The 24,467-nt window shown below is 44.9% G+C and carries 23 protein-coding genes and 3 pseudogenes; 10 read left to right on the top strand and 16 right to left on the bottom strand.

Going from position 1 to position 24,467, the window contains the following annotated elements; translation table 11 throughout:
* Nucleotides 1-270: pseudogene (locus tag QTN95_RS12695) on the top strand (hypothetical protein); the annotation flags it as partial.
* Nucleotides 271-487: 217 nt separating this feature from the next.
* Here the strand turns inward: QTN95_RS12695 and QTN95_RS12700 are convergent.
* The 9 genes and pseudogenes from QTN95_RS12700 to QTN95_RS12740 all read right to left on the bottom strand — a co-directional run bounded on the left by QTN95_RS12700 (nucleotide 488) and on the right by QTN95_RS12740 (nucleotide 9,328).
* Entirely contained in the window at nucleotides 488-2,122 is a 1,635-nt protein-coding gene (locus tag QTN95_RS12700; protein WP_331417716.1) for an FGGY-family carbohydrate kinase, read from the bottom strand.
* A gap of 11 nt (nucleotides 2,123-2,133) precedes the next feature.
* Nucleotides 2,134-3,093 (bottom strand): ABC transporter permease, encoded by a 960-nt coding sequence (locus QTN95_RS12705; protein WP_331417717.1) that lies wholly within the window; start codon nucleotides 3,091-3,093, stop codon nucleotides 2,134-2,136.
* A gap of 3 nt (nucleotides 3,094-3,096) precedes the next feature.
* Nucleotides 3,097-4,095 (bottom strand): ABC transporter permease, encoded by a 999-nt coding sequence (locus QTN95_RS12710; protein WP_331417718.1) that lies wholly within the window; start codon nucleotides 4,093-4,095, stop codon nucleotides 3,097-3,099.
* Entirely contained in the window at nucleotides 4,088-5,581 is a 1,494-nt protein-coding gene (locus QTN95_RS12715; RefSeq protein WP_331417719.1) for a sugar ABC transporter ATP-binding protein, read from the bottom strand. The genes QTN95_RS12710 and QTN95_RS12715 overlap by 8 nt, the downstream gene beginning before the upstream one ends.
* Before the next feature lie 62 nt (nucleotides 5,582-5,643).
* Nucleotides 5,644-6,618, bottom strand: a complete 975-nt coding sequence (locus tag QTN95_RS12720; RefSeq protein WP_331417720.1) for a substrate-binding domain-containing protein — start codon at nucleotides 6,616-6,618, stop codon at nucleotides 5,644-5,646.
* 603 nt (nucleotides 6,619-7,221) lie between these two features.
* Nucleotides 7,222-7,362 (bottom strand): annotated as a pseudogene (locus QTN95_RS12725) (cytosolic protein); the annotation flags it as partial.
* A gap of 39 nt (nucleotides 7,363-7,401) precedes the next feature.
* On the bottom strand, nucleotides 7,402-7,710 hold the full coding sequence (locus QTN95_RS12730) for a c-type cytochrome (protein ID WP_331417721.1): 309 nt from the start codon (nucleotides 7,708-7,710) through the stop codon (nucleotides 7,402-7,404).
* Nucleotides 7,711-7,784: 74 nt separating this feature from the next.
* Nucleotides 7,785-8,792 (bottom strand): low-specificity L-threonine aldolase, encoded by a 1,008-nt coding sequence (gene ltaE / locus QTN95_RS12735; protein ID WP_138972642.1) that lies wholly within the window; start codon nucleotides 8,790-8,792, stop codon nucleotides 7,785-7,787.
* An 11-nt stretch (nucleotides 8,793-8,803) separates the two neighbouring features.
* Nucleotides 8,804-9,328, bottom strand: a complete 525-nt coding sequence (locus QTN95_RS12740; RefSeq protein WP_331417722.1) for an NUDIX hydrolase — start codon at nucleotides 9,326-9,328, stop codon at nucleotides 8,804-8,806.
* Nucleotides 9,329-9,603: 275 nt separating this feature from the next.
* Between QTN95_RS12740 and QTN95_RS12745 the strand changes: the two genes are divergently transcribed.
* The gene (locus QTN95_RS12745; RefSeq protein WP_331417723.1) at nucleotides 9,604-11,268 is read left to right on the top strand and encodes an ATPase RavA domain-containing protein; all 1,665 of its coding nucleotides are present in this window, start codon (nucleotides 9,604-9,606) and stop codon (nucleotides 11,266-11,268) included.
* A 9-nt stretch (nucleotides 11,269-11,277) separates the two neighbouring features.
* Nucleotides 11,278-12,723, top strand: coding sequence for an ATPase RavA stimulator ViaA (viaA, locus tag QTN95_RS12750; protein WP_331417724.1), 1,446 nt, complete (start codon nucleotides 11,278-11,280; stop codon nucleotides 12,721-12,723).
* A gap of 33 nt (nucleotides 12,724-12,756) precedes the next feature.
* Here the strand turns inward: viaA and emrD are convergent, their stop codons facing one another.
* From emrD to QTN95_RS12765, 3 genes are all read right to left on the bottom strand, one after another.
* Entirely contained in the window at nucleotides 12,757-13,962 is a 1,206-nt protein-coding gene (emrD, locus tag QTN95_RS12755) for a multidrug efflux MFS transporter EmrD (RefSeq protein ID WP_138972638.1), read from the bottom strand.
* A gap of 210 nt (nucleotides 13,963-14,172) precedes the next feature.
* A complete protein-coding gene (locus QTN95_RS12760; RefSeq protein WP_331417725.1) occupies nucleotides 14,173-14,481 on the bottom strand; it encodes a cysteine-rich CWC family protein in 309 nt (102 codons plus the stop codon).
* Between the two features lie 90 nt (nucleotides 14,482-14,571).
* Nucleotides 14,572-15,504: a DMT family transporter gene (locus QTN95_RS12765; protein ID WP_331417741.1), complete on the bottom strand. Its 933-nt coding sequence runs from the start codon at nucleotides 15,502-15,504 to the stop codon at nucleotides 14,572-14,574.
* Between the two features lie 146 nt (nucleotides 15,505-15,650).
* Between QTN95_RS12765 and QTN95_RS12770 the strand changes: the two genes are divergently transcribed.
* Nucleotides 15,651-16,106, top strand: a complete 456-nt coding sequence (locus tag QTN95_RS12770) for an Lrp/AsnC family transcriptional regulator (protein ID WP_331417742.1) — start codon at nucleotides 15,651-15,653, stop codon at nucleotides 16,104-16,106.
* Here QTN95_RS12770 and QTN95_RS12775 read toward each other — a convergent pair.
* Both QTN95_RS12775 and QTN95_RS12780 read right to left on the bottom strand, forming a co-directional pair.
* Nucleotides 16,099-16,275: a hypothetical protein gene (locus tag QTN95_RS12775; protein ID WP_331417726.1), complete on the bottom strand. Its 177-nt coding sequence runs from the start codon at nucleotides 16,273-16,275 to the stop codon at nucleotides 16,099-16,101. The two genes, QTN95_RS12770 and QTN95_RS12775, sit on opposite strands and share 8 nt — an antisense overlap.
* Nucleotides 16,276-16,365: 90 nt before the next feature.
* On the bottom strand, nucleotides 16,366-16,842 hold the full coding sequence (locus QTN95_RS12780) for a MarR family winged helix-turn-helix transcriptional regulator (RefSeq protein ID WP_138972636.1): 477 nt from the start codon (nucleotides 16,840-16,842) through the stop codon (nucleotides 16,366-16,368).
* Nucleotides 16,843-17,208: 366 nt separating this feature from the next.
* Here QTN95_RS12780 and QTN95_RS12785 point away from each other — a divergent pair, with 366 nt between their 5' ends.
* Entirely contained in the window at nucleotides 17,209-18,780 is a 1,572-nt protein-coding gene (locus QTN95_RS12785) for a BCCT family transporter (protein WP_331417727.1), read from the top strand.
* 250 nt (nucleotides 18,781-19,030) lie between these two features.
* Nucleotides 19,031-19,444: a GFA family protein gene (locus tag QTN95_RS12790; RefSeq protein WP_331417728.1), complete on the top strand. Its 414-nt coding sequence runs from the start codon at nucleotides 19,031-19,033 to the stop codon at nucleotides 19,442-19,444.
* 83 nt (nucleotides 19,445-19,527) lie between these two features.
* Here the strand turns inward: QTN95_RS12790 and QTN95_RS12795 are convergent, their stop codons facing one another.
* A complete protein-coding gene (locus QTN95_RS12795; protein ID WP_138972633.1) occupies nucleotides 19,528-19,956 on the bottom strand; it encodes a DUF3010 family protein in 429 nt (142 codons plus the stop codon).
* A gap of 182 nt (nucleotides 19,957-20,138) precedes the next feature.
* On the opposite strand from QTN95_RS12795, the gene QTN95_RS12800 reads away from it, so the two are divergent.
* The 4 genes and pseudogenes from QTN95_RS12800 (at nucleotide 20,139) to QTN95_RS12815 (ending at nucleotide 22,560) form a co-directional block, all read left to right on the top strand.
* Entirely contained in the window at nucleotides 20,139-20,969 is an 831-nt protein-coding gene (locus QTN95_RS12800; protein WP_331417729.1) for a DUF6279 family lipoprotein, read from the top strand.
* 87 nt (nucleotides 20,970-21,056) lie between these two features.
* Nucleotides 21,057-21,821, top strand: a complete 765-nt coding sequence (locus tag QTN95_RS12805; protein ID WP_138972631.1) for a sulfite exporter TauE/SafE family protein — start codon at nucleotides 21,057-21,059, stop codon at nucleotides 21,819-21,821.
* Nucleotides 21,822-21,973: 152 nt separating this feature from the next.
* Nucleotides 21,974-22,162 (top strand): annotated as a pseudogene (locus tag QTN95_RS12810) (hypothetical protein); the annotation flags it as partial.
* A 155-nt stretch (nucleotides 22,163-22,317) separates the two neighbouring features.
* A complete protein-coding gene (locus QTN95_RS12815) occupies nucleotides 22,318-22,560 on the top strand; it encodes a hypothetical protein (RefSeq protein ID WP_138972629.1) in 243 nt (80 codons plus the stop codon).
* 425 nt (nucleotides 22,561-22,985) lie between these two features.
* Here the strand turns inward: QTN95_RS12815 and gnd are convergent, their stop codons facing one another.
* Nucleotides 22,986-24,434: a decarboxylating NADP(+)-dependent phosphogluconate dehydrogenase gene (gnd, locus tag QTN95_RS12820; RefSeq protein WP_138972627.1), complete on the bottom strand. Its 1,449-nt coding sequence runs from the start codon at nucleotides 24,432-24,434 to the stop codon at nucleotides 22,986-22,988.
* Nucleotides 24,435-24,467: the final 33 nt, after the last annotated feature.

Raw genomic sequence — 24,467 nt, forward strand, 5'->3', positions numbered from 1 at the left:
CCAACCGTTGATAAGTCTTATGTGCTTATAGATGATCGCAGTGTCGTGTTTAATCTAACTCATGACTCAGTGCTGTCATTTGGAAGCCCTAATCGAGAAACATTAGACTATATAGGGACTGTTTTTATTTCGACGCTTGATCAAAAAACAGCGTTACTTTCTCATCTACAGTCGGCTTTCCCTGAAATTGAAATAGTCGAAATAAAAAAGCTGAATGATAAGTATAAGCACCCGATTTATCAGCAAGATGAAGAGAGTGCTACAGAGTAACTTTCTCGCTTTCTCACAGAGTGATTAAATTTGCGTGGCAGCACGGACGATACCATTACAGTGTTAGTTAGCATGCCGTTTAACTGGCGAGCATCAAAGCATCAAAGCATCAACAACTAAATCATTTATCTAAGGGGTGCGTGAGCCAATGTGATGGTATCGCTTATCTGTACCCAGAAGTAGAAAACCCAAGGTGGTGAGCCTTGGGTTTGGTGTTTTAAAACGCTTCCATTAGACGTTTGTATTGAACATCGTCCTCATACATTTTGTGGAAAATTTTGTACTTAGCATCATAAAAGTGTTTTATTTTCTCTGTCTGAGGCATCACGCTTTTGCTTATCCGACTCATCGCATTCATTGCATCTGGAATATCACTGTAGAACCCTGCGGCAACGGAGCCCAACATTGCAGAGCCAAGAAGTACGGCTTCACTCTCTTCTGGTAGTAGGATCATACAGCCAGTCGCGTTAGCATGTTCTTGTAGAAAGACACTGTTTTTCGTACCACCGCCACAGGCCATAATGGTATCGATGTCATAGCCTGAGTCGTTCATCACTTCGATAATATGGCGTGTGCCGAGGGCGATGCCTTGAATGGTTGCAAGGTACTGAAATGCCATATCATCTAGCGTTTTTGACATTTTTAGTCCGGTGATTGTGCCAGTTAAATGAGCATTCGCTCTCGGTGAGCGGTTGCCATGGAAGTAAGGTAGAACATGAATGTCTTTTGTCAAAAATGCGATGTCTTCTTTGTTACCAGCAAGTTCCAATAAGCGATCGTTTAATAGCTGATAAACGGTTTTGCCTTGTTTATCGGCTAGCTCCTTAGTGTTTTTGTACAGTGGGTGAGATGTGATGATATGGTCGATCAAAGCACCTGTGGCTGATTGCCCGCCTTCGTTGAGCCAGTAACCCGGGATCATTGCACTGTAGTACGCTCCCCAAATGCCATCAATGAATCGAGCCGCCTTTGATGCAGCCATATGGCAAGACGAGGTTCCGCCGATCAGAGCGAGACGTTTGTTAAAGTCGGCTTTCTCACCCGTCATTCCAGAGGCACCAAGAACACCAATACCACCCGCATGGGCGTCAATAATGGATGTGCCCACGGCGGTTCCAGGGGTTAAACCTAAGTCATCGGCGGCGTGTACAGTTAGACCGTCACCGACAGGTTGGCCCATAGGAAGAATTCTGTCACCAATGGTTTGTGCATTGTCTTCCAGTAGGTCTTCTAAACCAATTAGTTCGAAAAAGCCTCGATCCCATTTGTTTTCATGGCCAAGGTATGTCCATTTACATACGGTTGAGCAAAGGGATCGACTAGCATCGAATGTTGCTTTCCAAGTTAAAAAGTCGGGTAGGTCGAAGAAGTAACCTGCTTTTGCCCATGTATTTGGCATGTTTTGCTTGAGCCAAAGCAGCTTAGGTGTTTGCATCTCTGGTGAGATACGGTTGCCCACATAAGCCAATACAGGATGCTGAGTTTTGTTGATCCGATCGGCTTGAGCAATGGCGCGGTGATCCATCCACATTACGACGTTTTGTTCGCTTCGCCCAGTAGGACTCACCGTGAGCGGCTGGCCGCTTTTATCCAGCACGACTAATGAACAAGTCGCATCGAAACCGATGCCTTTGACTTGGATAGGGTCGATGTTGGCTTGGGATACCGCATCTTTAACCGCAAGACACACACATTGCCAGATGTCATCGGAAGATTGCTCAACGAAGTTAGCTTGAGGTTTGAACATCATGGTGTCGCGTTTGGCTTCACCCACTTTACGACCTTGTGCGTTAAAGACACCCGCACGCGCGCTGCCACTGCCTACATCAACGCCGATAAAATAAATACTCATATACTACTCCGTTAAGCCTTATTTTTTTGTAAGAAGATAAATAAGATCAAGATGCCGCCCCATAGCGCCATAGTGAGATAGCTGCTCACTCCCAGCAAATTAAAGCCACTTTCTAATGTTTGTAATACGATAAGTGCAAGACCAATTCCGATAATGCGTCCAAAGCCACCATCTGGGTTAATTCCCCCGAGTACTGAAGCGAGAATTGCCGTCAGAAGATAGGATTCTCCGTAGCCAGCCTTTGCAGAGTTGAATTTTGCCATCATTACAATGGCTGCGACCCAGCAAAGCACAGAAGAGATGACATAAACGTACAAGGTTGCTTTTTGTGTGTTGATACCGGAGAAACGGGTGGCTTTTTCATTGGACCCCATCAGGTAGATAGTTCGACCTAAACTGGTGTGCTCCAATAGTGCCCATAAGCCAATTGCAAAACCTACAAACAAGATCAGCGGCATAGGTACGCCAAAGATTGAGCCGTTGCCGAGTACCAAAAGGGTTTTAGGGAAACCTGAGATAACACTACCGCCAGAGATTAACACGTTCAGACCATTAATCAGGGTCATTGTCCCTAAGGTTGCGAGTATTGGTGAAACGCCAACGTACGCGATCAATGCACCGTTGAGCAAGCCGATGACTGTAGCGGTAATCAGGCCTGCGAGAAGCGCCAAGACAAGCATTGCTGAGCTATCAGGCGCTTGCGTAATGATGCTTGCCATTATTAATCCACACGCGTTGGTTGTTGCAATGATCGACAGGTTGATACCGCCCGTCAGCATGCACACAGCCATTGCCAGTGCGAGTAAACCGAGCAGTGGCATTTGCGATGACATCGATTGTAAGTTATCAATGGAGAAGAACGCTTGCCCACTTGAGAATGCCATAACGGCGAGGATGCCAGCTAAGATCACCAGTAAGTAACGAATGTTCTTGTCTGTCGGCAGCTTTAAACTATTTAGCACTTGTTCCATGGTTTATGCCTCTTGTAGTGCTTGTTTTTTCTCATTGATTGCCGTCATACTGATGCTGCAAACAATGATTAAGCCAGTTACGACCGTGTGCCAATATGAAGGTACACCAAGTAACGTCAGACCGTTCTTAGCAACGGCGAGCAATATCACCCCAAGTACAACGCCAAACAGCGTACCTTTGCCTCCTGTCATACTTGTGCCACCAAGTACAACCGCAGCTAGTACCGTAAGCTCAAACCCCATAAGAGAGTTTGGAGCGACTGATTGGGTTATTTGGGTTTGAACCACAGAAGCAATGCCTGCAAGTGCTCCCATGTAGCCATAAACGAACAGATTAATACCAAATAGGTTAATACCAATACGACTCGCCGCGTCTGCGTTACCGCCGACCGCGTAAATCTGACGCCCCAAGCGTGTCTTAGACATCAGGAATGAGGTGAGGGCAATCATTGCTACTAAGGTTAAGATTGGCAGTGATAAGCCGTAGTCATAGCCGTCGCTACCGGTAAATGTGAATAGCTCAATACCATCCATAAACCAGTCAGGAAAACCGTACAACCATTCGCCGTTACTAAAGTAAATCAGTAAGCCAAAGAACACGTTCAATGTTGAAATGGTAATGATGATCGCTGGCACCTTGAGTTTGTAGACCAGCGTAGCGTTGATCATACCAAGCAACACACCCACGACGGTTGCAATAGCAAACGCAATCATGAAGTTACCACCAATCGTCAAAATGTATGTCGCGGTGATGTACTGTGCAATCGCAGCACTGGCTGGGAATGAGATGTCGATGCCGCCAGCGATAAGTACGACAAACAAACCACAAGCCATGATGCCTAGCAATGCCGAGCTGACGGACATGTCAAAGATGTTTCCAAGAGTGAGGAAATCTTCTGAGGCAAAAGTCAGCACTGCGACAATCAACACAATCATCAATGAGAGGTAGAACTCATGGCGTTTGCTGAATGAAGATAAGCAACAACGAAACTGGTTAAGCATTGACTGCCTCCATGATTTGTTGCTCAGTAGAGTGAGCGGGTTGGAAATCATGAGTAAAACGTCCTTCTTTCATCACAATCACGCGATGACTGTTGTAGAACACTTCGGGGATTTCATCGCTGACCATGATGATTGCCATTCCTTTTGCGGCAAGATCTTTTGCGATGGTGTAGATTGCTTCTTTATTGGCAACGTCGACACCCACGGTCGGAGAGTCAAGGATGAGCACTTCTGGCTCTGCGGCTATCCATTTTGCGATAGAGATACGCTGCGCATTACCACCAGATAAACTGGTTACTGGGAGTTTTGGATCCGCGACTTTGATGGACAATGAAGAAATCAATCTATCGACGAGCTTGTTTGCCTTTAGATGGTCAAGAAAACCTGAGGGCTTCTCAAGTCTGTGCATTACTGAGGCGGTAATGTTGTCTTGAATCGCTTGTTCCATCACCAACCCAGTCGACATGCGGTCTTCAGAGACATAACCGATACCTTGAGAAATCGCGTCACGATTAGATTTGAATGTGGTTGGTTGGCCGTTTATGCGGATAACACCGCTGTCTGGTTGAGTCATGCCGAACAGTGCCATGCACAATTCGGTTCGTCCTGCGCCAAGTAAGCCGGTAATGGAGACGATCTCTCCTGCACGAACTTGAAATGAAATGTCGTCAAACTGGCCACGTTTCGACAGATTTTCTACTTCAAGTTTAACGGCACCTTGCTGGTGGTAATCGGCAAGAGGAGTGAATTCGAATCGTTGTCCGGTCATTAGAAAAGCCAATTCGTCACTGTCTACTTGGTCAGCTTGATAGGTTCCGATGGTGCGGCCATCACGAATGACAGTGATTCGGTCGGAGATCTCCATTACTTCGTCAAGCTTGTGGCTCACAAAAACCACTGTGACGCCTTTGGATTTAAGGTCTGCGACCACGTCGATGAGGTGATTCACTTCGGTGCGAGTGAGTGAGGCGGTTGGCTCATCCATGATCATTAATTTGGCATCAGATGCCATAGCTCGGCAAATGGCGACGAGCTGACATTCGGCAATTGAAAGCTGCTCAACGCGTTTATTCAGTGGTAATTTGACCCCTACTTTTGCCATTGCTTGAGTTGCAATGCTCTGAATACGCCTCTGTTGCACCAGTCCTTTTGTCCATTCTACATGATCCTGAATGGCAATATTCTCTGCGACAGTTAAGTTTGGGAATAGGGATAAGTCTTGGTAGATAACTTGAATGCCGTGTTCAATTGATTGTTGTGGGGTGAGTCGAGAATAGTGTTTGCCCGCTAATGTGATCTCAGCGCCTTTCTCTGGTGCGTGAACGCCAGATATCACTTTAAATAATGTGCTTTTCCCACAGCCATTTTTGCCGGCTAGGCAGTGCACCTCACCTTGATTGAATGTTAGGTTTATCCCATCCAATGCCTTGACGGAACCAAAGTGCTTGGATACTTGCTTGAGGGTAATAAAAGGAGTTCCAGACATGATCATTTCCAATAAGGTTGGGCGGCGTTGCACCGCCCAATTTAAAACAGAGTTTGTTTAGCTTAGAAACCAAGCTGACGTGCGTTGGTTTTATCCACTTCTAGAATCTTGTTAAACTTGATCACGCGGTTTTGCGCATCGATTTCTGCATCGCCTAGGCCTTGGACATTGACCCCTTGAGATACGTCTTTGCCTTCGAGCATTTGTTTAGCAACGGCAACCAAGGCGTAGCCCGCATCTGCAGGGTTCCACAAGAAGCCTTTATCAATCTCGCCACGAGCTAAGTACGGAGCAGCTTGGCTTGGCATCATAATACCGACGACGCTGATTTTGTCTTTTGCGCGTTTCTTCTTAATGGCTTCACCTGCACCGATGCCACCTAATGAACCGTAAGAAACGATGCCAGCCATATCTGGGTGTGCTTTCATCAGGTCATTCGTTGCGGCATAAGATTGATCGATGCTTTCAGCAACTGGCATACGGCTAGTGACTTCATACATTTCTGGGTAGGTTTTCTTTTGGTAATCGATAGCTAGATTTGCCCAGTTGTTATGCAGTGGCACCGTTAATGAGCCAACATAAACCGCGTAACCACCTTGCTTGTTCATATTTTTTGCAAGCTCATCCATGGTTGCTTTCGCGTAGGCTTGGTTATCAATCGTTTCGATATCCCAATCCGCACCATGTCCATCTGGTGACTCATGGGTTAACACGATAATCCCTTTCTCACGAGCTTTTTTAAATACTGGTTCCAATACAGTTACATCATTCGGAACCACAGTAATTGCATCAACGCCTTTGGCAATTAAGTCTTCAATAATTTTAACTTGTTGCGCTGGATCTGGAGTGGAAGGACCAAGCTGGCGAGCTGTCACGCCGAAATCCGTAGCTGCTTGCTCGATCCCTTTGTTCATTTGGTTAAACCAAGGAATGCCAGACACTTTAACTACATTTACGATTTCATAATCTTTAGCTTGAACGCCAGTAGCAGCAAGGGCTAGCGTTACAGCTGCCGCTTTCAGTAAGACCTTTTTCATCTTCATCAATCCTTTATTTGTTATGTGTAGGGTGAGTTGAACCGATGAGATGATCTTAAGGTGTATTTCAATAGAAGATTGAGCACCAGAGATTGAATTGTGATTTACACACGTTAATGAAAAATTTTCTAGCAAATTATGTTAAATAATTGTGATTATGGAAGTGTGACGTAATTTAGGGATCAGTTGTTATCATTGTGGTTATCAAAAATATAACAATTAGATCATTTTGTTTACGCACGTGTTGGATTTTGAAAATGAGGGCAGATGGTGATGAGCAGAAAAGGCTCTTAATGAGAGATTAATTGATAAATGGGGGGATTTAATCACAATAAATAGCAACTTGATAATTTGTTACATGGCTTGTGAGTGATATTTATCATCTGCGCTCATGAAAAGAATAAGAAAGAACGCAGGCGGTTTGTAATTATATAACGAATACTAGTGCGTAGTTTACAAGCGGCTACCGACGTAGACCGTTCGACATCACCATGGCAGTGAGCAGCACCGCAATGAAGATGGGCTAAAGTGGTACAAGATGGAAAAGAGCGTGTCTTTTTGCTCGGGATGTTAATTCTTCGATTTCAATCTACTGAAAATTTTTTATCTGATTCGAATAATGAAAGTTTGCTCGTCATCCACAAAAGCCACATAGCCGCCGTGATAAATCAACACTCGACCACGACCTTCAACTAAGCAGGCAAGCTGTGGATACAAATCTTCCTCGTTATTTGGGCTTTGAAATCCGTCGTGGAGCCAAAGGCTTTGTTCTATTTGCCGACGTTAGTTTTGACTGGAGAAGTAAGCGGCAATGTCTTTTAGATCTTGATCATTAAGGCGCGAAAGCTGACCTTTCATCATTTCTGCCAGTGGTCCAGTCCGATTACCTTGCTGATAATCTTTCATAGATTGGTATAGATACTGAGCGTTTTGACCATTGATGTTAGGGTAAGACGGCTTAACCGCTTTCCCTGTTTGACCATGACAAAAGACGCAGCTTGGCGCTTTGATTTTGCCCAGTTCTGGGTCGCCGAATAACTCAGCTTGAGAGAAGGGTGACAATAACAGTAGAAGTAAGAAGACTCTTGCCATCAGTTGAGCTCGGTAAACAATGATGGTGCTAGAATAAAGCTTCCCCTAAGGGGAAGCTCAAGAGTTTGAAGTCATTATTGGCTGTACTGTGCCAGTTTTGCTAGCAAAGTATCAATATCTTCGCCTGTGACATCTTTATGAGTGACGAAGCGGATTGGATTTCCTGGTGAGACTGTGATGCCATCGTCTGCCAGTTTTGCCGCGATCTGTTTGATATCAATGTTCTCATCGAGTTTGGCAAACACAATATTCGTTTCTACCAACTCTGGTTTAACATGATAACCATCGATCTTGCTTAGGCCTTCAGCAAGACGTTTAGCGTTGGCATGATCTAACTTGAGTTGTTCAACTTGCTCAGTTAATGCGAGTTTGCCGGCCGCTGCCAAAATACCGGCCTGACGCATACCGCCACCGACCATTTTACGTAAGCGACGAGCTCGGGCGATAAATTCGCTGCTGCCTAGCAGCAAAGAGCCAATCGGTGCTGCGAGTCCCTTTGACAAGCAGATAGTCATGGAATCAAAGTATTGGGCAATCTCTTTAACATCGATATCCAGTGCGACTGCTGCGTTGTAAACACGCGCACCGTCAAGATGAAGCATTAAACCGTGGTGATTAACAAACTCTCGCGCTTGTGCCAAATAGCTAAGCGGTAGCACTTTGCCATTAATGGTGTTTTCGAGGCTGAGTAATTTAGTTCGGGCAAAGTGTGAGTCATCCGGTTTGATCGCTGCTGCTAGCTTTGCAAAATCGAGCGTCCCGTCTGGGTTGTTTTCAATCGGCTGAGGTTGAATTGAGCCAAGTACTGCGGCACCTCCAGCTTCGTACTTATAGTTGTGCGCTTGCTGACCACATAAATATTCGTCACCGCGTTGACAGTGAGCCATTAAGCCAAGTAGATTCGCCTGAGTACCCGATGTGGTAAATAGTGCGGCTTCGAAACCGTGTCGCTGCGCAGCCCATTGCTCCAACTCATTAACGGTTGGGTCATCACCATAAACATCATCACCGACAAGCGCTTCACTCATCGCTTTGCGCATTGCTTCGGTTGGTTTGGTTACGGTATCAGAACGAAAATCCATAAATTAATCTCCTAAATATATCCACATAGCTTGGCTTTGCTTAAACACGCGATCGTTTTAGCATCGGTGATTTCGCCTTGAATGATTTTTTGTTCGAGTTGTTCTATCGATAGCGAGATAACGTCGATAACCTCATCTTCGTCGCACTGGTAACGTTGCGTATGGCTCAGATCTTTCGCGACGAATAGGTATTGAATTTCATCACAGAAACCCGCGAGAGGTGTTACCTGTCCTAGAGATATCATGCTTTTTGCGCTGTAACCAGTCTCTTCTTCAAGTTCTCTGTGGGCACAAGCCTCGACGGGTTCGCCACTCTCTAGCGTTCCAGCGGGTAACTCCAGAAGCCATTTTTTCAATGAAGGTCGGTACTGATTGATAACAATGATCTGTCCATCGTTATCGATCGGGAGAATCACAGTCGCTCCAGGATGAGAAATGGTGGTGTGGGTGATGTTTTTGCCATTGGGAAGCGTCAGATTTTCTTCAATCAAAGAAATGCTTTTCCACGAATGGATAGTTTTGGTTTGATTTTCCATTGAATCGCTTTATTCGTCCATAGCTCTAGACTGGCCTACATTACAGCTTCGGCTTGCAGAGATAAAGATCAATTCCATTCCTAGTTGCTGAGTAGGTTATGCAGAACAGTGATTAAACTATCAAAAGTGCAAACATTGATTTCTAGGCGTTACGTAAAAACCGCTTCTGCTATAAAGATCCGTCCAATCAAAAAAAATGCACTTGTAACAAAATGATAACAAATGTATAAAATTATACATACAAGGTTTCAAGGTGTCCCTAGGAGAGCACGAAAATGATTAGCCCAAATCGAGTGTCTCACTCACAAAAAGCATTGCTCTCTGAACGGATCAGTAAATTGGCTCAAGCGCTTTCTGATGGTGTGTATGAAAGAGAAGAAACCATCAAGCTCTGTTTGCTAGCAGCGCTAGCGGGTGAAAGTGTTTTCTTACTTGGCCCTCCGGGTATTGCCAAGAGTCTGATTGCGAAACGTCTTATTCAAGCCTTTGACAACTCTTCTTATTTTGAATACTTAATGACCAGATTTTCGACGCCTGAAGAGGTGTTTGGCCCACTTAGTATTCAGGAACTCAAAGACAACGGTCGTTATCTACGTCTAACTGAGGGCTATTTGCCGACAGCGCAAGTGGTGTTTCTTGACGAAATCTGGAAAGCAGGCCCAGCAATTCTTAACACGCTACTTACGGTGGTTAACGAAAAAACGTTTAAAAATGGCAGCGATATCCATCGAGTACCAATGCGTTTGTTGGTGTCAGCCTCCAATGAACTACCGGATGAAGATAGTGGGCTAGAAGCGCTATATGACCGAATGCTAGTACGAGTGTTCGTCAATCGCATTCAGAACAAGAATAACTTTAAGTCGATGTTAACGGTTGGTACACCACAAGAAGCCGCTATTCCGGAAGGTCTTGCGATTACCGATGAAGAGTATCATCAGTGGCAGTCCGAACTGGATAAACTTGAATTGTCAGATGAGGTGTTCGAAAAACTTTTCGAACTGAAAACGATGCTAGAGAATGCGGCGACCTCTACAATGGGAGGCGATGTTGCCGATACCGATATGTATGTCTCAGACCGACGCTGGAAGAAGGCGGTAAAACTCCTTAAAGCGAGTGCTTATTTCAACGGTCGTGATTCAATTAATCCTCTTGATTTACTCCTGCTGCAAGATTGTTTGTGGAACAGTCCTGAATCACGTGATGTTGTGCGTAATGTCATTAAGCAGTTTGCTCTTAATCACGCGTTTGACCAACAGGAAGTCGAGCAACAAATCACCCTGTGTCGCGAAGAGCTTGGCGATATTCAAGAAGCGCTGGAGTCACAATTTGGCATAACACTGAGTACAGAAACAACAACGGGTCTGATTAAGAAGCAGATTCACAGCTACGATATTTCAAATGTCAAGAGCTACAAAGTTGGCAGCGCATTTGATTTGGTCAAGTTGGTTTTACTCCAAAGCAATATGTCGGTTTCCGAATCGGAGAAGGGCGACAGCCGTTGGGTGTACGTGCCTAAGAATGAGTTAGAGCGAGTGATTAAAGATGGTCAGGGTGATGTCTATGGCTATGTTAATCAGAACACCAATATGTGTCGTCTGCGCTTCGACCTCGATGCGGCGAATAATCTTGTTATCAAAGATATTGCTAATCGCGCTGTGTTGGTCTCTGTCGTAACCAACAAGGGGCTAGATGAGTCACTTTATCAAGAGTGGTTAACTAAGTCAGAGCAGGCGATGTCACAGCTAGAAAATGCTGAACATCACCTACGCAAAGTTCGCTCTAACTTCCATGGTGCGTTACCACACGGCTTTATTGATCAAGAACTACCACGAGTAATGGAGGCGAGCTTGCAGAACCTTCAACAAGTATTGGAGTCGACCAAGTCTGAATGTGAACGTACGGTTTTCCGTTTTAAAAACTTAAACCAGTTTTTCTCATAAGGAGCCGATATGTTAGGTGCCGACGGATTAAACTTAGCTCTGGCCATCGCCGACTCGGGAATTATCGATTCTGCGGTGAACGATCTCATTGCTCGTTCACAAGTGATGGTGATGGCAGAGAATCGCGGTGTGAAAAGCTCGGTTAAAAATCACCTGCTTAAATGGCGTGGCAGCGTGAAGAAACGCATCACTAAAGTGTGTGAAACAGAACGTTTTCAGCAAGAACTGGCGTTGTATCAGGAAGTGATTCATTGGGATGAAACACAGTTCTTTGAAGAGATTCCTCAAGTGATCACAAAGCTAGAATGGCATTCCGCGTTCTATCTAAAAGCCCGCCGTTTAATGGAAAAAAATAAGGGTCTCAACAACCCTATGTTTCCCCATTACTTTTGTGATCAATGGTACCAAAGCCTTTCCGATGCTTTGCGCCAGGCTCAGTTAAATGAGCTTGAAGTCAGCAAAGAGAAAGTCCTCAAAGACCTCTATCAGCGCATGGAAACCATGAAAAACATGGATAAAGTGACGGAAGAGGGGGACGAAGGCAGTGTGGGTCGATTGTGGGATATGGCGTCCGCGAAGCTAAGTAAATCTGACTTGACAGTGATGAAGCGTCATGCGGAATTTCTGAAAAAGAACAAAGGCTTGCAAGAAATTGCTGAGCAGCTTGGTCGAATGGCTGGGCAAGTTGATGATCCAGAGCTACAGCGCGCACCAGCAGAAGAGTTGCAAATGGTCGAAGAGAAATCCGACGAAGCAACAGATGATATTGTCGGCATTCACCAGAGTGACGATCTCAACAAACTACTGCCTAATGAAACCATGTTTCTTGCCTATCCAGAGTTGGAAGTGGTGTTCTACAAACATTTAGTCGATAAGCGATTGATGAACTACCGCATGCAGGGCAAATCAAGAGCCCTGCGCAAGATCCGAGCACAACAACCAGACCACAAGCAAGTTGATGTTGAAAAAGGGCCATTCATCGTTTGTGTTGATGCGTCTGGTTCAATGAGTGGCTTTCCAGAGCAGTGTGCAAAGGCGATGGCCTATGCCTTGATGCAAATTGCCTTGGCTGAAGACCGCGAATGTTACGTGATTCTGTTTTCTACTGAGCAGATAACCTATGAGTTGACGAAGCAAGATGGTCTGCGCGAAGCGAGTGATTTTCTTACTTACAGCTTTCACGGTGGTACGGACTTGGAACCTGTGCTGATGAAGTCGATCGATTTGATGTGCGGCGACAAATATCGCAATGCTGACATGGTGGTTATTTCTGACTTTATCGCACCTAAGCAGTCAGATGAGATGGTGCAACAAGTCGAGAAGCTTAAAGCGCGTAAAAATCGATTCCACGCGATCAGCTTATCAAAGTATGGCAACCCTCAGTTGATGTCGATGTTTGACCACACGTGGGCTTATCATCCGAATCTCGTCGGTCGCTTGATGAAAAAATGGTAGATAAAAAAGGAGCGCGATGCGCTCCTTATTACTTTAGATCGCCAGTGGCATTTCGTTAGAGGGATCGTGCTTACGGTAAACACGAATCAGACCGAGCAAAGCGACAATTGACATGACCAACATCAGTGCGCCGAGCGGCATCTGGTCCGGTGCAGGAATCATAGATGCACCAAGGGTTGCCAATCCCGCGCCCAAGTTTTGCATTCCACCGAGTACCGCACCACCTGTTCCAGCATGATAAGGCAAAGGTGATAGCGCACCTGTCGTTGCTGCTGGGAATAATATGCCAGCGCCTAAAAAGTAGATGGTCGCACCGCCAATGAGCGTTAAGGCACTTGTTTGACCTAGTAATCCAGGTAACAGAACCACGAGTGAGCCAGCCATAATAGCGACCAGTCCGACACTCAAAGCGTGTTTTTCATTTTTTCTCGTCGCGATAAAGCTTGATAACGCAGCACCAACCAAGTAACCCGGAATCGGTAAGACAAACAGTAGGCTGACAGTCGTTGCTGGCAATTTCAATACGCCACCCAGCAAGACACCCGCGGCAGCTTCAAAGATAGCAATACCTGAAAATGTTGCGACTAAGCAGAGCAGATAACCTTGAAAACGGCGATCTGACAATACATAACGATAGCTACTGGTGACTTTCTCATAACGACGTTTTTCACGAGGCAGGGTCTCGATAAAGCTTGTCAGCATTGTAATCACAACAGCAATACCAAATAGCGCTAAGAACATGTAGCTTGAACGCCACCCGAATGATTCGGTGAGATAGCCACCCAAAACCGGAGCAATAAGAGGTGAAAAGATCACGCACATGCTAATCAAGCTATTCACCTTGTGCAGCTCGCTGCCATCAAACAGATCGCGAGTTAGCGTGCGAGACATAGCACCACCACAACCGATGCCTAGGCCTTGGATAAAGCTACCGGCTAGGAACCAATCGTAGTCGTGGGCAAAGAGCGCCACAAGTGTGCCTGCGATATAGATCAGCAGTCCTGCAACGATGATTGGTTTGCGCCCCAGACGGTCTGATAGCGGTCCATATACGAACTGCGAGAAACCGTAAGGGATCAGATAGCAGGCCATTACTGCTTGAAGTGCAGATGGACTAACTAAAAACTCATTTGCCATATGGCCAATAGATGGCACGTACATGGTTTGAGTCATTTGACCTACAGCAGTCAGAATAGCAATTAGAAAGGTTAACTTAATTACTTGAGCAGAGGCGGACATTTCTACAACACCTAAAATCAACGCGAAAAACATTAGCCTTGCAGTAGCAAAGCTAATAACTAAAACAAACAAAGGGGATTATCAGGCGCGAGATATTAAGGGGGCTTTCAGTTTCTATCAATTAAAAAGTGTGAACTGACGCAAGATAAAAATTTAATATTTGGATTAGAAAATCTAATTCAAAATTATTATATGCTGGTGGATGAGTAATTATGCGATGGGCAGACTAGATAGGCATTTGCGACATAGGCAGAGGTCATTATTATCCAGTTTAGAGGTATCGCGTTTTTCGATAGCAAAGCACCAGCAAGTCGCTTTACCCTGACTGATATCGCATTGGGCTGCTTGGTTGCATGAAGGACAAGTATGGCTGGAGTTTTCACCACTGAGATTCGCCAGGGTCTCATCCCTGTCTTGATCACTCAAATGTCGCCAGTTCACTACTTCATCTATCGTACGGTAGCAGCCGCTACATATACCTTCGTTATTCTTACACGCAGCGATACACGGAGTTTTCACGTTATTTCCATCTTGTTGGTGACAAATCTAAGTTGGGACTATACCGAGTTCTGCCGCTAACATCAAAGCTGTGCTACATCGTGTATCTCGTTACGCCTTACTTTTAAAAGAGGGAGGCTGATACTGCATTGACGTATCTTTCTTCATCAGAATGTTGCTCGCAATCAGGCTGCCAACACAAATCAGAGACAAGGCTATCCAACCCAACGGAGTAGGTTGCTCCGCAAAAATAGGTATGGCGAGCAAGGTCGCAACAGCGGGGGTCGCAGCGCCAAATGCTGCGGTTCTCTCGGCTCCAAGGACAGAGATCGCGTGGAGATAAGTAAACGCGGCGATGATGCCCGCACCGACACCTTGAAGCATAAAGTGGCCGCTGAGTTGTTCCCACGGCCACTCGCTAAAGGCGTGGCTGTAGAGGTAGCTATCGATAGCACCACTCGCCATTAGGAGAAATAACGAGAGGTTAGACATCAGTGCAATGAGCCCTGAAGCCGCCAACGGATTGAGATTGGAGACGCGCGCACAAATGGTGAACATCGCCCACATGACACTACCAATCAAAAACAGCATATGCCCCTGAAGCAAATTAGGATCTGCTTGGCTAAGACTCTGGGTTAGAAAAGTTCCAATACCAATTACCACCAAGGTCAAACCAACAATTCGATGACGACTTAATGGCTGCTTAAACAGGATGACGGCAATAGCGGATACAAACAATGGTAAGGTACCGGGAACTAGGGCGCTGCCATCCGATACTGGAGCCAATGTCATTCCGGTACCCGCTACAAGTAAATAGGGGAGACCACTGCCAATAAACATGCCGATCAGATAGCGTTTGGGCACCGCCATGATCTGTTGTCTCGCTTTGTAAACAATAGGAAGTAGGATCACACAAGGGATCAAAAAACGGGTCAGTGCAATATCCGCTGTCAGTAGCTCAGAATGAGCCCCACTGCGTAATGAAAGAAAAAATCCTGACCAGAGTAAAAGTGTGGCAACCATTGCCAGATATCCAGAAACCATATCCATATGTGACCTTGAAAGTAGTTGTTAACATTATGGAATGTATATCGAGGTGAAATCTGGCAATATTGACTGATGATTTAAAGAATTTTGACTGATTCAGTTAAAATTGTGCCAATATTTAATGGAAATATGCGTGAATGACGATGGACAGAATTGATAAACACATTTTGCGACTTTTACAGCAAGACGCTCGTCAGGCGACAGCGGAAATTGCAGATAAGGTGGGGCTGTCTGCTTCACCATGTGCTCGCCGAATCAAAAGATTGGAGGAGCAGGGTATCATTGCCAATTATCGCGCCACACTCAACAAGGATTTGATTGGCGTCGGTATGACCGTATTTGTTGAAGTGAGCCTTAACAACCACCAAGCCGCTAGCATCGACGACTTTGAACATGCAATTCAAGAAATGGATGAGGTCATCAGTTGCCATGTCGTGTCGGGAGCGTATGACTATCTGTTAGAAGTTGTCAGTCATGATTTAGCGGGCTATGAGTCCTTTACTCGTAAACTTCAACGCTTGGAGAACGTTAAAGATATTCATACCCACTTAGCCATCAGGCAGGTCAAAGGCGGGAGCGAACTGCCTATTTTTAAGTGACAGCGTTAACTCGCATTGCCTCGTTGACGTTTTCCGTCGGCACACTGTTTTTGATAACTAGTGGTACAAAAGTTACAAGCGTGATGACGGCGATAATCTTCAGTACTTGCTTTTGCTTAGTGAGATCGAGAATCGCCTCGTCGTTCAAATTTGGTAATGTCTTGCCCATAACCATTACACCTTTATGACCGCTTTAGATGTTTATTGTTTAACTTTAAACGTAATCATAAAGATAAATGAAAGCAAATATCTTGGTTGGTTAATCTGGTTTGGTGATGCTACCGAGTTCTAGAACGGGAGCTACATCAATATCTTCTGCGTTCATCATTGATGAAATTCGCTGTACAGAGGAAAGCAACAGTGATTGCTCCCACTCTTCTAGTTTCTGAAATTTAGTGATGAAACTTTGCTGCAGCGGAGTCGGTGCATTGTCCAGCACGTTCTTGCCTTGGTCAGTCAGATGGGCATGGACTTTCCGTTTATCTTTACTATTACGCACACGCTGCACCAGTCCATTGCGCTCCAGCCGGTCAAGAATGGTGGTGGCCGTTGCTTGGCTCATGTTGGTATGGTCAGACAACTGACGAATAGTGACATCGCCTAACTCTTGAATCGAACGCATAAGTATTAATTGCGGTCCGGTTAAACCTGACTCTTTGCTCAGTTTTTTAGAGTGTAAATCTATCGCTCGAATGATCTGGCGAATGGAAATTAGGACTTCTTCGTGCTTCTCCAATGCGCTTCCTCACTGGTTCGATAAAAGAAGGGAAAATACATCAAATGTCACTCTAGATAAAGCCTCCAGTCTCACAAATCAGCATGACCACCATTCCATCATCAGTAAACTATTTCATTTAAATTGTTTAGTGCACAAAGTGTTTTTCCTTGCCGATATTTTATCTTTGTGAGTAAATAACGACCACTCAAATGTCATTTTGATAAAAATTGCTCATTTATTAGCATATTGCTGGATTGAAACGATGAAAAATGTACAATAATGAGAATTGTATCCAGTTGCAGAATGATGAAATTGTTTTTAACTCTAACTATTTTGTTAATTGGGCAACGGTTACTCATTAAAGAATAGATGCAGAGAGGAAGAATGACTAAAGGCATAGATAAGTACAGTATTGACAGTACCGACTATACAATCGGTCAGGATAACGTGCAGAAATGGGGATTTGACGTTCACAATTCAGTCTTTGGATGGAGTGCGAGTCTAATTGCCCTGTTTTTGATTGCCGTGTTGGTCATGGATGCGGAATCAGCCAAGGCGACACTGGATGGCATCAAGTGGCAGATCATTGGCAACTTTGATTGGCTGTTTATCTGGTCCGGGAACATCTTCGTGATTTTTTGTTTAGCTTTGATCGTATCGCCGCTAGGTAAAATTCGCTTAGGTGGCAACGAGGCTACAGCAGACTACTCATACCTGTCTTGGCTATCGATGTTATTTGCCGCCGGTATGGGTATCGGTCTCATGTTTTGGAGCGTTGCGGAACCAGTCGCTTATTTTACAGGTTGGTATGAAACGCCATTGGGTGTTGAAGCGAATTCGCCTGAAGCCGCTAAGCTTGCCTTGGGCGCAACTATGTTCCACTGGGGGCTTCACCCATGGGCAATCTACGGTGTTGTTGCATTATCGCTGGCTTTTTTCGCTTATAACAAAGGGCTACCACTTTCCATTCGTTCGATTTTCTATCCGTTACTTGGCGATAGAGCGTGGGGTTGGGCAGGTCATGTTGTCGATATCTTAGCGGTACTCGCAACCTTGTTTGGTCTAGCGACATCTTTGGGGCTGGGAGCACAGCAAGCAGCAAGTGGTATTCACCACGTGTTTGGCATTGAGTCAGGTTTAGGCTTGCAGGTAGTTGTGATCACGGTTGTGACCTTGTTGGCTGTCGTCTCTGTTGTACGTGGTATCGACGGTGGAGTGAAGGTCATCAGTAATATCAACATGCTTGTTGCCTTCCTATTACTCATTTTAGTGGCCCTTATCGGCTATGCGATTGTTGCAGGGAATATTGGCACGACATTTATGTCGTACGTGGAGAATATCATTCCATTAAGTAATCCACATGGACGAGAAGACGAAGCTTGGTTTCAGGGGTGGACAGTATTCTACTGGGCTTGGTGGATCTCATGGTCGCCATTTGTAGGTATGTTTATTGCGCGTGTTTCTAAAGGACGTACAGTTCGTGAGTTCATCACAGCAGTCTTGCTTGTCCCGACAGCGGTGACGCTACTGTGGATGTCGACCTTTGGCGGTATGGCAATAGATCAGGTCATCAACAATGTGGGTGATCTTGGTAGCGAGGGTCTGACGGACGTGTCTCTGGCCATGTTCCAAATGTTTGATGTGTTGCCGTACGGTTCAATTCTATCTGTGATTGCCATCATTCTGGTTTTGGTGTTCTTTATTACCTCTTCAGATTCTGGCTCGTTAGTGATTGATAGCATCACGGCTGGTGGTAAGGTTGATGCGCCTGTCATTCAGCGCGTCTTTTGGGCCTTTATGGAAGGAGCGATTGCTGTCGCACTATTATGGATTGGTGGCTCTGAAGCGGTTCAGGCATTACAGGCAGGGGCGATCTCTACGGCGCTACCGTTTACGATAGTTCTTCTGTTGATGTGTGTAAGCTTACTCATGGGTATGCGTACTGAACGTCAATAAGTGATAAAACGGCATAAAAACAGAAAAGGGACGCTTGCGTCCCTTTTCTGTTTTATACGCAATTTAGGCAATCTCATCTTTGCCACTGTTCTCTTGGTAGAGCTCAGATTTACACTGTTAATTATTCTCTGGTCTACGCGTCACACATACTGGTATTTGAGCGATAACCCCGTTACTGTGGCTGATAATTGTACAATCAAAGGCAAAGTGCCTTGTTTGTAAACGCCGTGAAGTCAGGGAGGAATAAGGAATGAGTTATCTAGTGGAAGGTACGTGTCAGTGCGGTCAGGTGAGTTACCAATTGCACCAGCCACCTAAGATGGTATTAGCATGTCATTGTCGAGAATGCCAAAAACTTGCGACGGCTCCTTTTAGTGTGACTGCCATTGTTGCGACCCAAGATATTGAATTTAAAGGCGAGCTAAAGGAGTGGCAGCGAATGGCAGAGAGCGGCAACAAAAATTATGCGAAGTTTTGTGCTCAATGTGGGAATCGGGTCTATCACTTCAACCCAGATGATCCATCGACAATAAAGCTTAAATTGAAATCAAGCAGCGATTCGGATCATCATGTGTTTGAACCGACAGCGCACGTCTGGGTCAGTGAAAAACAGGATTGGTATGAGATTCCGCAAGGCGTTAAGTGTTTCGACAAACAGCCATAGCGCGGTGTGATTGGTTGAATGCCGGTTTAGCAAAAATGAAAACGCCCAAGCAGAATGCTTGGGCTTAATTATATCTGATTCACTTAACCACGCATCATTGCGCAAGCGTATGCCGTCATGAATGCCGGTTCTTGGTATTGTTTAAGACCCGTATCCTTAAACTGGATACCGAGTGGGTTTCGCTTCAGGCTCTCTTTGATGTCAGTTGGAGAAACAACTTTCACTTCCACATCATCAATAAGCTGGATTGCTGCTTCTAATTTGAAACCAACGGCACCACCAGCAAATTTGCCTTTTGTTTGACGTTGGCGAATGACAACTTTTTCAATTTTGTAGTCTTGAATTAGCTTAGCAAATGAGAACTGGAATTTCTTCACTTCTTGCGTGTCGTTAGCATTGCCTATGCTTAGCTTTGCTACGCGGCAGTCTGGCAAGTGGACTACGCTGTCGGCATGTGAAAGAAGGCAGATTACTGCGTCGTTACCTTGAAGTTCTACACCACAAATTTTCATGTTATTACCTGATCGTTTCTGAGCTGGCTATTATATCCGGCATCGGTAACATATCGACTATTTTATTTAGCAATAATTGAGATAGGGTTGCCCACTCAGTGATAAATTGTCGCAGACACAAAGGAAGATTGTGTCTATGGTAATAATAATGGTTCTAGCAGTGCGTTGCGTAGGAAGAAGCAATGAAAAAACTCGCATTACTATTGGTAATTTGTTTGTCCCTAATTGGTTGTAGCTCTAAGTTTGTCTACAACAACATGGATTGGTTGTTGCTGGAGTATTTAGATGACTATGTTGAGTTAAACGATGAACAGGAAGAGCTAGTGAGTCAGAAGGTGGCAGTTCTTAGTGAATGGCACCGACGTGAAGAAATCCCCAATTATATCGAGCATCTTGATGAGCTCATCGAGATAGAACCGAGCACATTTACACAGCAACAACTCGAACAGCAAGAGATAAAGTTTCACAACCATTCTCAGCGTCTTGTGACGAGAGTTGCACCCGAACTGTATTCTGTTGCGCGTGAGTTGTCTGACAGTCAAGTCGGACAGCTTATGGACAGTATTCGTGTTCGTCATACCAAATACAAAAAAAAATACCAGCCACTGAGTGAACCAGAAGTAAAACAACGTTACCGAGAGCGAATAGAAGAGAATCTCGAAACATGGATAGGTGATCTCACCGACCAACAGCAAAGCTTGCTCGATGAATGGGTGGCAGCGCTTTACGTCACATCACATGACTGGATTGATTATCAGACCAAGATGCGCATAGAGATGAACGCATTACTGACCAATCGACTTGATATCAACAAGTTTCAACCAGAGTTTCACAAGCTAATGTTCAATCCTGATAGCTTCTATGCGCCAGAGTTGGAACAGAAAATCGACCACAATAAACAGATCGCGAATCAGTACTTGGTCAAAGTCATCAACACCATGACCACAAAGCAGACTCAATACTACCGAGATGAGTTACGGGACTGGAAAGCAATCGCGTTAGATATTCAGTAGCTTGAGCACAAAATTTACTCATCTCTATTTGTTCAATGGAAAGAGCAGGTTAGAGTAGTTAACCCCTAATAAAAACTCATAACCAAAATGGAATGGATTCTACTATTTGGCGCTGGTGTTCTGGGCGGTATACTTAACAGCATTGCGGGCGGTGGAAGCTTTATCACGTTTCCTGCACTCATGTTTGTTGGTGTACCTCCTGTGATTGCTAATGCGACCAATACCTTCGCGGCATGCGCAGGTTATATCAGCGGTACCTACGGATTTCGTCAGGACATCGCTCAGTCGGCTAGTGCATTGAAATCAATGATCTTCTTCAGTCTCCTTGGCGGTGCCATTGGAGCTTACTTGCTTCTGAGTGTGTCTGAGCAGCAGTTTTTGGTCGCCATACCATGGCTGCTATTGTTTGCTACCTTGCTATTTGTTTTTGGCAATAAAATCAGTCATTGGGTCAGTCAAGCGGCGAGAACGGCGTCGCTGAGTCCGATATGGGCGGTGATCTCCATTACGTTGTTATTGATTCTGGTTTCCGCATATGGGGGATTCTTCAATGCTGGGTTGGGCGTTATCGTCCTCAGCTACTTAGTCTTGGCCGGACATAACGATATCAACCAGATGAACGGCCTGAAGTTGCTTATCTCTTCATGTGTTTCAATCATTGCCATTGTCGTGTTCGTTCTTGATGGCGCAATTGATTGGCCTAGAGGCTTTGCTGTGATGTTAGGAACGCTTTCGGGGGGCTATGTTGCCGCTCGTGTATCGCGAAAAGTGGAGCAGGTTTACGTGAAAGGGTTTGTCGCCTTGTCGAGCATAGTGATGACCGTCTATTTCTTTGTTGATGTCTATTGGTAACGCGTCGACTAACTCATTGCGCAGTGTCACATACCGAGTTATTTTGAGTTTGATTTAGGCTTATTTAGCTTACATTACGGCATAATGAATTGGTCAAAACATGGCCGATTAATGTTGTAGCCATGTCCCTTTGTTGATACTTAGGAGGCGTTATGAACAGAAAATTAGGCAGAGTAATGTCAAGCAGTCGCATGATTACCTTCATCGCATTTCTTGCCGCGACGTTTGCATGGATCCTGAGCATGCCAGCTCTTTTTACCGTGTCGGTGATCGCACTGATTGCCAGTTTTGCTCTCTATGTCACCGATAAGTTCAAAGGAAACGATAAACAGAAGAGCGCCATTAGGCGCTCTTCTGTTTCCATTTTGGAAAGGATGTCTTTCCCAAGTTCATTAACCATTTGTAATACAATACTTGTAGGAGATAAATAAAAGGAGGTTACTCACTTTGCCTTACACAAAGCCAGCACTGTACTGGCCTAGAGGATAAAACATATATGCTCACACACTACTCACCCATCGCCTTTGAAAAAACACCGCTAATTGATGAAAGAGATCTGTTTATTGCGTCTAATGTTCAGTCGTTGGAAGATTTCTTAAAAACGGAGTTGTCCGGAGGTCGGCATATCTATTGCTCTTTCTCTCAATCACACCTCGATTGGAGTGTAATAAGGAACATCAAACATCGCGAGATAAAAAGCATCGGCTTTGTCGATGGTCAAACTTTAGTTCGTCGATAAACGGTTTGATACGACTTATATCTACACTACCTCTCAACGCTGAGAGGTATGGCTCTTTTTACCTTATCCGATTTTCCACGTATTCTCTTCTTCTCAATCCTTAGCTATTGCGCCAATCTTTGCAATTTGCCGTGTACGGTTATCAAATTAGAGACGCTTGACAGGATATATTTTAAATCGATAGTTTATCGATAAATATCGTTAATTAGTTTGCAATAGTTAATTAATAAAAACCAATAATATGCCTAATAAAGCAATATTCTATTTTCTTTCATTTTTATTTGCGCATATGGCATTTTGATAAGTGATTGTTTTGCTTTAATTATAGTAGTGAATTATTGAGTAATGATGAATTCGCTGGATGAACCGATAATAAAAAAGCCGATTTGATTACCAAATCGGCTTTGCGGCAAATTTAACTTAGATTACACATCGTAAGTTGTAGAGGCTGTATCGCCGCCTGTACCAGTCCAGTTAGTGTGGAAGAACTCACCACGTGGACGGTCAATGCGTTCGTAGGTGTGAGCACCGAAGTAGTCACGCTGCGCTTGCAGAAGGTTAGCTGGCAGGCGAGCTGTCGTATAACCGTCTAGGAAAGAGAGTGCTGAGATGGTACAAGGCATTGGGATACCTGCTTCCAATGATTTTGCTGCAACTTTACGCCAAGCGCTTAGGCTATTTTGTAGAATGCCTTTGAAGTAATCGTCTGAACCTAGGAACGCGATGTCAGGGTTCGCTTCATACGCATCACGGATGTTACCTAGGAAAGCTGAACGGATGATACAACCGCCACGCCACATTAGCGCTACGTTACCGTAATTTAACTCCCAGCCGTTCTCGTTTGACGCTTCACGCATTAGCATAAAGCCTTGAGCGTAAGAGATGATCTTAGACGCAAGTAGAGCTTGGCGAAGTGCATCAACCCACTCTTGCTTATCCCCTTCTACTGGTGTGATAGTTTTGCCGAATAAAGATTCTGCTTCAACACGCTGATCTTTTAGCGCAGATAGGCAGCGAGAGAAAACGGATTCAGAGATTAGCGTCAGTGGAATGCCTAGGTCTAGTGCGTTGATACCCGTCCATTTACCGGTACCTTTTTGACCAGCAGTGTCTAGGATCTTCTCTACTAGAGGCTCACCGTCTTCGTCTTTGTAGCCTAGGATATCAGCCGTGATTTCTACTAGGTAGCTATCCAATTCGGTTTTGTTCCACTCAGCGAATACCGCTTGCATCTCGTCAGCAGACATACCTAAGCCATCTTTCATGAACTGGTACGCTTCAGTGATAAGCTGCATGTCGCCGTATTCGATACCGTTGTGAACCATTTTAACGAAGTGGCCAGCACCGTCGTTACCAACCCAGTCACAACAAGGCTCGCCCGCGTCAGTTTTAGCAGAGATGCTTTGGAAGATAGGTTTTACCGCTTCCCATGCTTCAGGAGAACCACCCGGCATGATCGAAGGTCCAAAACGAGCACCTTCTTCACCACCAGAAACACCTGTACCGATAAAGTGAATGCCTTTCTCACGTAGTGCAGCAACACGGCGGTTAGTGTCTGGGTAGTTGGTGTTACCACCATCAATGATGATGTCACCTTTCTCAAGAAGTGGTGCTAGCGCTTCGATAAATGTATCTACAACTTCACCTGCACGTACCATGAGCATCACTTTACGCGGTGTTTCTAGTTTCTCAACTAGCTCTTCTAGTGAATAAGCACCAATGATGTTAGTACCTTTAGCTGGGCCTTCTAGGAACTCGTCTACTTTCGCAGCAGTACGGTTGTGAGCAACCACTTTGAAACCATGGTCGTTCATGTTTAGGATAAGGTTTTGACCCATTACTGCTAGGCCAATTACACCGATATCACCTTTCATTTTTTCTCTCCAATTTTCTATTTACGCGCTCGC

It is taken from the genome of Vibrio sp. M260112 (assembly GCF_036533775.1).
In the GTDB taxonomy this organism is placed as follows: domain Bacteria; phylum Pseudomonadota; class Gammaproteobacteria; order Enterobacterales; family Vibrionaceae; genus Vibrio.